Origin of the sequence: Novosphingobium sp. (genome assembly GCF_040079535.1) — a bacterium.
Lineage (GTDB): Bacteria > Pseudomonadota > Alphaproteobacteria > Sphingomonadales > Sphingomonadaceae > Novosphingobium.
In genome coordinates this window covers 23,340-32,254 of the sequence record NZ_JBEBKB010000030.1, presented here as the reverse complement: position 1 = coordinate 32,254, position 8,915 = coordinate 23,340, and the positions used below count along the sequence as shown (strand labels likewise).

Below are 8,915 nucleotides of genomic sequence, written 5' to 3'. Positions count from 1 at the left end.
GCTGGGCTCGCGTCCGCTGGCTGATCTGCGTGATAGGCTTTCGCGCGGAGAGGCAGAGCTGCGCGAACTGGATGGCCGGTTTCGCCAAGCCGTGAAGGAACTGGGTGATGCCGAGATCGAGAAGGCAACATTGAAAGCCAATGCCGCAAATTTTGAGGTACAGAAGGCGTCGCTGATCCAGGCTCAGGACAGTCTCAAGCGAGAATTTGAAACGGCGGGGGTCAAGATTCTGGCCCAGGCTCAGGATGCGCTGCTAAACCGCGCGCAGGAACGCTTCACCCAATCCGAGGAAAAGAATGAGGCGCGGATCAAGGCTTTGCTTGAGCCAGTTGGCCAGCGGCTTGCTTCATACGAAGCGCAAGTCGGCAAGCTTGAGAAGGAGCGCGTTGACGCCTTTGGAGAGCTTAAGGGTGTGATCGCAGAGATGCGCACTGGGCAAGAACAGGTGAAAGCCGAAGCCGCGCGGCTGGGCAACAGCTTGCGCAACGCACCCAAGGCGCGCGGTCGCTGGGGCGAGCAACAATTGCGCAACGTTCTGGAACAGTGCGGCTTGGCCGAGCACACCGATTTCGTCACCGAACACTCGATCGATACTGCCGAAGGCCGGCTAAGGCCCGATGCAATCGTGCGAATCCCGGGGCAAAAGCAACTCGTGATCGATGCCAAGGTCTCGCTCAACGCCTATCAGGAAGCTTTTGAGGCTGCGGATGATGATGCCCGCAACCGTTCGCTGGATCGGCATGCCGCCTCGATGCGCGGCCACGTGCAGCAATTGGGCGCAAAGAGTTATCAGAGCCAGTTTGACGATGCCCCGGATTTTGTTGTGATGTTTGTGCCCGGCGAACATTTCGTGGCGGCGGCGCTGGAACAAGATCCCGAACTGTGGGATTTTGCATTTCGTAACAAGGTTTTGCTGGCCACGCCGACAAATCTGGTGGCGATTGCGCGAACTATTGCAATGGTCTGGAAGCAAGACCAGCTGGCGCGTGAGGCGATTGAGATCGGCAGATCCGGGGCTGAGCTTTATGATCGGCTGGCGGTTGCGGCTGAACACTTGAAACGGGTTGGAACCGGGCTCGATTCCGCTGTCAACAATTACAACAAATTTGTCTCTAGCTTTGAACGTAACGTCCTCACCTCGGGCCGGCGCCTGCGTGACAAGGGGATCGAGATCGGCAAGCGCGAAATTGAGGATGTCCCGCTGGTCGAAGCCATGCCGCGCCATGGAGAAGGTGAGGCGCTGATGCTGCAAGGCGCCAACGAGGCAGGGGATCCCGGGGGTGATAGCGAACCCCGTGAAGCTGCGGAGTAGCCCGTCAGTTCAGCCGTTTCAGCTCGGCCTTGTGCCCGCCGCCTGTAAGCGTCAGCTTGTTGCCTGAAAGTGCAAATTGCGGATCTGCTTCAAGCAGGCCGGCAATGGCGCGCTCCTGATCCATCAGGCCATCGCAATACATCATCGTTGAGATCATCGGCCCGGTGATCAGCGTGCCATCCCCGAACCGCAATTCACCGCCAAGGCCGTTGCAGCCCACTGTGGCTCCGATCCGGTTCGAAGCGATATCAAGGCTGGCCTTGCTGGAGACCGGCGGTGCACCGTCGATAGAAACAAAAGCCCATTTGCTGCCTTCAAGCTGGGCTGGCGAGGCAACTGCGGTGGCGCAGGCCGCCAGCAAGGGAAAGACGATCAGGATCAGGTGTCTGGTCATGGAGACCATCATGCCGCCAGCAGGCTGATCGCAGGCTGAACGAGGTTATTCCAACGCAGCCAGCACTTCATATGCCAGCACGGCCCCCGCTATCGCGGCATTGAGGCTGTCAGCGCGGCCCTTCATCGGCATGGTTACGCGCAGATCGCAGGCCAGTTCATAGTCTTCGGGAAGCCCGCGCGATTCATTGCCGACCATGATAAAGCACGGCCCTGCGTAGGGGGCGCCGCGATAGTCCACCGCTTCGCGCAGACTGGCCGCGATCAGTTGGCCCGGGCCCGACCGCAGCCACGGCAGAAATTCCTGCCATTTGGCAAGGGCGATCCGCTGGGTGAAAACCGCGCCCATGCTGGCCCGAACGGCCTCGACGCTGAATGGATCGGCGCAATCGTCGATCAGGATCAAGCCGCCTGCGCCCACCGCATCCCCGGTGCGCAGTATCGTGCCGAGATTGCCCGGATCACGCAGCGCCTGCGCGACCAGCCAGATTTTCGCGCTGTTCCGATCGATCGCGGCCAGCGAGGTATTGAATTCGGCAAAGACCCCGGCCACGGCCTGGGGATTGTCCTTGCCGGTAACTTTGGCCAGCAGATCGGGCGCCATCTCCAGCACCTCGCCGCCAGTTGCAAGCACTTCGGATTCAAGCGCATCGAGCAATGGGTGCGGATCGCGCCCGGTGGCCATCACCAGCATTTCGGGCAAGCGGCCGCTTTCACGGGCGTCGGTCAGCAGCCGCAACCCTTCGGCCAGAAATTTGCCAGCGGCCTTGCGGTGCTTCTTGTCACGCAAGGACCGCAAGTACTTGACCGCAGGATTGGAAAATCCGGTTATCAGGCGGCGCTCAGCCACGCATCAATCCTCGCCAAAGCCGTCCTTGACCAGGCCGACAAGTTTGAGCAGTGCCAAATCGGCACCTTCGCCTGTCACTTCGATCATGATCGAATCGCCCTTGGCCGCACCCAGCATCATCAGCCCCAGGATCGAAGCCCCAGCGGCTTCGTTGCCGTCCTTCATCACCTTGACCTGCAGGCCTTCGCCCAATTTGGCCACGGCATTGACGAATTTGGCGCTGGCGCGAGCATGCAGGCCGCGATTGTTGACCACTTCGACTGTTTCGCTGGTCTGCCCCATCATGCTCCCCAATCGTGCGTTCAGGCGTCCTGTCCAAGGAACTCCGACGCTACTGTTATATAATTTCGGCCGGCATCGCGCGCAGTAGCAACCGCCTTGTCCAGATCCATGCAGCCGCGCGCCTTGGAAAGTCGGATCAACATCGGCAGATTTATCCCGGCGATCACTTCGATTTTTCCGCGCTGCATCAAGGAAATCGCCAGATTTGATGGTGTGCCGCCAAACAGATCGGTCAGGATGATCACACCCTTTCCGGCATCGACAGCCGTTACCGCCGCGCCGATTTCAGCGCGGCGCGCTTCCATATCATCATTCGGGCCGATGCAAACCGTGGCGACAGCTTCCTGTTTGCCAACGACGTGCTGCATCGCACTGACGAATTCCTCCGCCAGCCGCCCGTGGGTAACCAGGATCAATCCGATCATTCTGGAAACGCGCTCCGCTTGCCCGCTGCGGTGATTCGGTTCGCCGCAAGGCGCTGGGCCATGAGGCTGTAAGCGCCCACGGTCAATGCTTTCCTTCAACCATGTCGGCGGCGCGGGCAGACAGATTGCGGTGAAACAGGTTGGGCGCATAGCCCGCCTGGCGCAGCGCGGTGGCCAATTGCTCAGCCGAAAAGACCGAGCGGTGCCGCCCGCCGGTGCAGCCGAAGGCAATGTTGACGTAGGCTTTGCCTTGCAATTTGTAGCGCGGCAGCAGCACCAGCACCAGGTCGCGGATCCGGCTGAAGGCCTCATCCCAGGCTTCGTCGCGGCGGATGTGATCGGCCACGGCCTGGTCTTTTCCGGTCTGCTCGCGCAGGTCTGGATCCCAGTGCGGATTGTCCAGAAAGCGCATATCGAACACCAGATCCGCGATTGGCGGCATCCCCCGGGCAAAACCGAACGAGGTTATGCTGATCGTGGTATCCTGCGCGCCGTGTTCGTCGCCAAAGCGTTCGCGCATCGCCTGCTGCAGGTCGTTGCTGGTAAAATCGGTGGTTGAAACGACCATATCGGCCCAGCGCCGCAGTGGTTCCATAAGTTCGCGTTCGGCGGCAATTCCATTCGCGACCGGCAGGTCTTGTGCGAGCGGATGGCGGCGGCGGGTTTCGTTGTAGCGCCGCTCGAGCTCGCGGCCTGCGCAATCAAGGAACAGCGTGGTAATTTCAAGATCAGCGCGCTGGCTAAGCTGCTTGACCCGCTGGATAACCTTGTTCGGATCGAACCCGCGGGTCCGCGAATCAAACCCGATCGCCAACGGACTGCGCGGCTCTGCGGGCGTTGCACCGGCGTTGTCGATCAACCGGTCGAGCAAGCGGATCGGAAAGTTGTCAATCACTTCCCAGCCCAGATCTTCCAGCACCTTGAGCGCGGTCGTCTTGCCTGCGCCAAGCAGGCCCGTAACGAGCAGCAGGCGCTGGCGGGAAGGGGCGGGGGACTCGGTCATCACGTAACACGATAGATGGGACCGGATGGACGGAATGTGAAGAGATACTGCGGGGGTGTCCCCGGATCAGACACCATACAGACGCAGGGCCAATTCGGCCTTGATCGCGCTGCAATCAGGCCAGACCCTGACCATCGGCAAGATGATCCGGTAAAGATCAATCGGCTGGGCTATTTCGATGAACCGCGGTGCTTCTGAATCAAGCCGCAAGATCAAAGCGATCGGCACGTGGCTGACAGTTGGAAATTCAAGCAGTCCCAGATTGCGCACTTCCAATTTGCCAGCGATGTGCGGCGGTGGATTGGCATAGAGGCGGGTACTGCCTGGTTCCAGACTGACGCCGTCATCGCCGATCAGGGTTGCTCCGCGGTCGATCAAAGCCAAAGCTAGGCTCGATTTTCCGCTGCCTGGTGGCCCTTCGATCAGTAGCGCGCGGCCGCGGATTGCGACGCAGGTGGCTTGGTGGAGCAGGCTCATTCCTCCACCCCTTCGTCTTCGGCCCTTGGCAGTTCCAGTACGAGCCTGGCGCCAGCCTTGCCGTCTTCACGATCTTGCGCTGTCAAAGTACCATCGTGGGCTTCGGCGATTGTTCGGGCGATTGCCAGGCCTAGGCCAGAATGGCTGCCGAACTGTTCCCCCTCAGGGCGCAAGGAGTGGAACCGGTCAAAAATCTTCTCGCGCGCCTCCAATGGAATTCCGGGGCCCTGATCGCTGACCGACAAGAGGATGTGATCGTCTTGCCGGGCAATCGCAACATCGACCTGGCCGCTGTGCGGAGAGAACGAGACGGCATTGTCCAGCAGGTTTTCGATCACCCGTTCAAGCCGCGCCGGATCACCCTTGACCACCCACGGGCCAGCATCCTGGGGTTCAACCTTGATGCTGCATTGCGCGTTGCCGCCGCGTTCGCTGCGCGCGGAAACAAGGGTCTGAGCCAGGGTCATCAGATCGACATCATCAAACTGGGTCCGGCTCAGTTCGGCGTCGATCCGGCTTGCTTCAGCAATTTCGGTCACCAGCCGGTCAATCCGCCGCACATCATGCGCGGCAATCGCTGTCAATTCCTGACGCAGGCCATCATCCTTCACCTTTTCAAGGCTTTCAAGTGCGCTGCGCAGGCTGGCAAGCGGGTTCTTAATCTCATGCGCGACATCGGCTGCAAATGTTTCGACCGCGTCGATCCGGTGGCGCAGCGCGCCGGTCATGTCCGAAAGCGCGCGGGCCAGCAGTCCGATTTCATCTCCGCGATCGGGCAAGCGCGGCACTTCCACCGCGCGGTCACGGCCCAGCCGCACCCGCACCGCGGCCCGCACCAGGGCGCGCAGCGGCTGGACGATCGTGCGGGCCAGGAACAGCGAAAGCTGGATCGAAATCAGCAAGGTAATCGCAAGGGCAATCACCAGTGTCTGCCGGGCATCCCGAACCCGCTGGGTGATATCCTTGGCATTGCGCGAGGTCAGCAGCAGTTCACCGCGGCCGCCCACCCGGGTTGCAGCCGTAATCACCGGGCCTTCATCAGGGGCCGTCCGCAGTTGGACAATTGTTTCGCCGCTTTGAGCAGCGCGGATCAGTTCAGGCCAGCTTTCAGCCCGGTCAACCGCGGGATCCGAATAGGCCGGCACCGGATCGGTACCCAGAACCCAGTTCATAGAGCGATCCAGCACCCGCGCTGATTTCAGATACCAGGGGTCATCCGCCGGATCGCTAAAGGTATAGGCCGGTCCGCTGATCGCGAAGCTATCATGCTTCAGACGCCCAGCGGCATCATAGAGCCGCAGCCGCAGCTGCTGATCCGCCCCGATCCGTCCGATCAATTCAGGCCGATCGCGCACCGTGCTGGCCGCAATCCCCACCGCAGCGATCCGGGCTTCGCTGCGGGCCAGCTGAAACCGTTCACCCAGCAGCTGTTTGCGGTAGTTATCGATGTAGAACAGGCTGCCTGCCATCAGCCCCAGCGCGATGATGTTGACGGCCAGGATCCGCACTGTCAGCGATGTCCGCCTGGTCCACTGCCGCCGCGCGGATGGGGGTAGTGGAATGGCCGCGTTAGCCATCGGTGAACGAATAGCCGGCGCCGTAAAGCGTTTCGATTGCCGAAAACTGCGGATCTGCCACGCGGAATTTGCGGCGCAGGCGCTTGATGTGGCTGTCGATCGTTCGATCATCGACAAACACATCATCGCTATAAGCTGCATCCATCAGCTGATTGCGGTTCTTGATTACGCCGGGACGACCCGCCAATGCTTCAAGGATCAGGAATTCTGTAACCGTCAGCGATACCGCCTGTCCGTTCCAGCTTACCTGGTGGCGCGCCGGATCCATCCGCAGCGCGCCGCGCTCAATCACATCAGCACTTGTGGTTTCATCCTGGAATTCAGCCTCGGCCTCGCCTCGAACCAGATCAGCCCGGCGCAGGATTGCGCGAATTCTGGCCACCAGCAGGCGCTGGCTGAACGGCTTTGTGATATAGTCATCGGCACCCAGCGCCAGCCCTTTGGCCTCGTCGGGTTCCTCGTCCTTGCTGGTCAGGAAGATCACCGGCAACGGGCTTTTCTCCCGCAATTTTCGCAGCAGCTCAAACCCATCCATTTGCGGCATCTTGATATCGCAAACCGCCAGATCGGGCGGATTTTCGAGTAGCGCCTTCAGCGCCGCGGCTCCATCGGAATAGACCCGTGTAGCAAACCCTTCGGCCTGCAGCCCGATCGAAACCGTTGTCAGGATGTTGCGATCATCATCCACCAGCGCAATCACCTGCTGGCGGGGGGCTTCAGATGTGGTGGGTTCGGGATCGGCCATAGGGCGGTTTCGCGGGGGCAACTTTGCTGTTTTGCTGGGGCCTCAGGAGGTAGCCGCTAACGCGAATTGGCGCAAATGCAGCGTTTATCCTATGTAATTCATTGAAATTTATGCAATTAATTGTCCGCATAAGTGCGTTTGACGGAATCGCCCGGTCCCGCTATGCGCGCCAAACGGCATCGCTGCATTCGTATGCAGAGCAGCGGCCAGGACACTTGGAGAACACCTTGAACACGCTTTCCTTCCCGCTCGCGCAGCAGGGCATCGTCACTACGGCCAAGATCCACGCCAACCTGGGCACCGCCCCGCTGGTGGAACATGCGGTGCGACTGGGTGAAGGGCGGCTGACCAAGGATGGTGCTTTGCTGGTCGATACGGGCCGGTTCACCGGGCGCAGCGTGAAGGACAAATATGTTGTTCGCGATGCCATCACCGAAGAACCGATCAACTGGGGTGCGATCAATCAGCCGATGACGCCCGATAACTGGGCTAATCTCAAGGCCGATTTCATGGCCGCGCTGAAGGATCAGGAAGAGCTTTACGTCGCTGACCTGTTCGGCGGCAGCCAGCCAGAATACCGTGTGAACGTGCGCGTGATCTCGCAGCTCGCCTGGCACAGCCTGTTCGTGCGGACTTTGCTGGTGCGCCCTACGCAAGGCGAATTGGCAGATTTTGCGCCGGAATACACGATTATCAACCTGCCCAGCTTCAAAGCCAACCCGGAACGCCATGGTTGCCGCAGCGAAACAGTGATCGCAGTCAATTTTACCGAAAAGCTGATTTTGATCGGTGACACCGAATATTCGGGCGAGATGAAGAAGGGCGTTTTTGGGCTCCTCAACTTCCTGCTTCCTGCGCAGGGCGTTATGCCGATGCACTGTTCGGCCAACGTTGGTGCAGATGGCAAGAGTGCGATCTTTTTTGGCCTGTCGGGCACCGGCAAGACCACGCTTTCTGCCGACGCCAGCCGCACGCTGATCGGTGATGACGAGCACGGCTGGTCGGATACTGCGGTGTTCAACTTTGAGGGCGGTTGCTATGCCAAGATGATCAACCTCTCCGCCGAAGGTGAGCCAGAGATCTACGCGACAACCAAGATGTTCGGTACGATCCTTGAAAACGTGGCGATGGACGAGGAAACGCGCGAGCTTGATTTTACCAGCGCGAGCAAGACCGAGAACACTCGCGGCGCCTATCCAATTGAGTTCATCCCGAACAGCAGCGAAAAGAACCTCGGCCCGCCGCCATCGAACATCATCCTTCTTACCGCCGATGCATTTGGCGTGCTGCCGCCGATAGCACGGCTTACCCCGGATCAGGCGATGTACCACTTTCTGTCGGGCTATACCGCCAAGGTTGCCGGCACCGAAATTGGCGTGACCGAACCCGAGGCGACTTTCAGCACCTGTTTTGGCGCAGCTTTCATGCCGCGCCATCCCAGCGTTTATGGCAACCTGCTTAAAAAACGGATCGCTGATGGCGGCGCGCAGTGCTGGTTGGTCAACACCGGCTGGTCCGGCGGCAAGGCAACCGATCCGGGGATCAAGCGGATGCCGATCAAGGCCACCCGCGCGCTGCTCAACGCCGCGCTCGACGGCAGCCTTAACAACGCGGAATTCGTGCGCGATCCCAACTTCGGGTTCGAAGTGCCGGTGGCAGTGCCGGGTGTGGACAGCAACCTGCTCAATCCGCGCGGTGCTTGGGCCGATGGCCAAGCCTATGATCAAAACGCCCAAGAGCTGGCAAACAAGTTCGTCCAGAACTTCGCCCAATTTGCTGACTACGTCGATCAAGGCGTGCTTGATTCGGCCCCCAAGGCAGCCTGACCCGGAATGCTCCGGGTCGCCAATT

10 protein-coding genes are annotated in these 8,915 nt (G+C 60.2%); 2 read left to right on the top strand and 8 right to left on the bottom strand.

The window, feature by feature from the left end; all coding sequences use genetic code 11:
• Nucleotide 1: 1 nt before the first annotated feature.
• Nucleotides 2-1,312 carry a DNA recombination protein RmuC gene (locus ABL914_RS10150; RefSeq protein ID WP_391563064.1) on the top strand — a complete coding sequence of 437 codons (1,311 nt, stop codon included), beginning with the start codon at nt 2-4 and terminating at the stop codon, nt 1,310-1,312.
• 4 nt (nt 1,313-1,316) lie between these two features.
• On the opposite strand, the gene ABL914_RS10145 is transcribed toward ABL914_RS10150, so the two are convergent.
• The 8 genes from ABL914_RS10145 to ABL914_RS10110 all read right to left on the bottom strand — a co-directional run bounded on the left by ABL914_RS10145 (nt 1,317) and on the right by ABL914_RS10110 (nt 7,064).
• Complete coding sequence (locus tag ABL914_RS10145) at nt 1,317-1,706, bottom strand: META domain-containing protein (protein WP_391563063.1); 390 nt, start codon at nt 1,704-1,706, stop codon at nt 1,317-1,319.
• Nucleotides 1,707-1,751: 45 nt separating this feature from the next.
• On the bottom strand, nt 1,752-2,555 hold the full coding sequence (locus ABL914_RS10140) for a TrmH family RNA methyltransferase (protein WP_391563062.1): 804 nt from the start codon (nt 2,553-2,555) through the stop codon (nt 1,752-1,754).
• Between the two features lie 3 nt (nt 2,556-2,558).
• Complete coding sequence (locus ABL914_RS10135) at nt 2,559-2,837, bottom strand: HPr family phosphocarrier protein (protein WP_391563065.1); 279 nt, start codon at nt 2,835-2,837, stop codon at nt 2,559-2,561.
• A gap of 20 nt (nt 2,838-2,857) precedes the next feature.
• Nucleotides 2,858-3,262: a PTS sugar transporter subunit IIA gene (locus ABL914_RS10130; protein WP_391563061.1), complete on the bottom strand. Its 405-nt coding sequence runs from the start codon at nt 3,260-3,262 to the stop codon at nt 2,858-2,860.
• An 82-nt stretch (nt 3,263-3,344) separates the two neighbouring features.
• Nucleotides 3,345-4,265 (bottom strand): RNase adapter RapZ, encoded by a 921-nt coding sequence (gene rapZ, locus ABL914_RS10125; RefSeq protein WP_391563060.1) that lies wholly within the window; start codon nt 4,263-4,265, stop codon nt 3,345-3,347.
• 66 nt (nt 4,266-4,331) lie between these two features.
• Nucleotides 4,332-4,742 carry an HPr kinase/phosphorylase gene (locus ABL914_RS10120; RefSeq protein ID WP_391563059.1) on the bottom strand — a complete coding sequence of 137 codons (411 nt, stop codon included), beginning with the start codon at nt 4,740-4,742 and terminating at the stop codon, nt 4,332-4,334.
• Nucleotides 4,739-6,319 carry an ATP-binding protein gene (locus tag ABL914_RS10115; protein WP_391563058.1) on the bottom strand — a complete coding sequence of 527 codons (1,581 nt, stop codon included), beginning with the start codon at nt 6,317-6,319 and terminating at the stop codon, nt 4,739-4,741. The genes ABL914_RS10120 and ABL914_RS10115 overlap by 4 nt, the downstream gene beginning before the upstream one ends.
• The gene (locus ABL914_RS10110; RefSeq protein ID WP_391563057.1) at nt 6,312-7,064 is read right to left on the bottom strand and encodes a response regulator transcription factor; all 753 of its coding nucleotides are present in this window, start codon (nt 7,062-7,064) and stop codon (nt 6,312-6,314) included. The genes ABL914_RS10115 and ABL914_RS10110 overlap by 8 nt, the downstream gene beginning before the upstream one ends.
• 227 nt (nt 7,065-7,291) lie before the next feature.
• On the opposite strand from ABL914_RS10110, the gene ABL914_RS10105 reads away from it, so the two are divergent.
• Nucleotides 7,292-8,890, top strand: a complete 1,599-nt coding sequence (locus tag ABL914_RS10105) for a phosphoenolpyruvate carboxykinase (RefSeq protein ID WP_391563056.1) — start codon at nt 7,292-7,294, stop codon at nt 8,888-8,890.
• Nucleotides 8,891-8,915 lie beyond the last annotated feature (25 nt).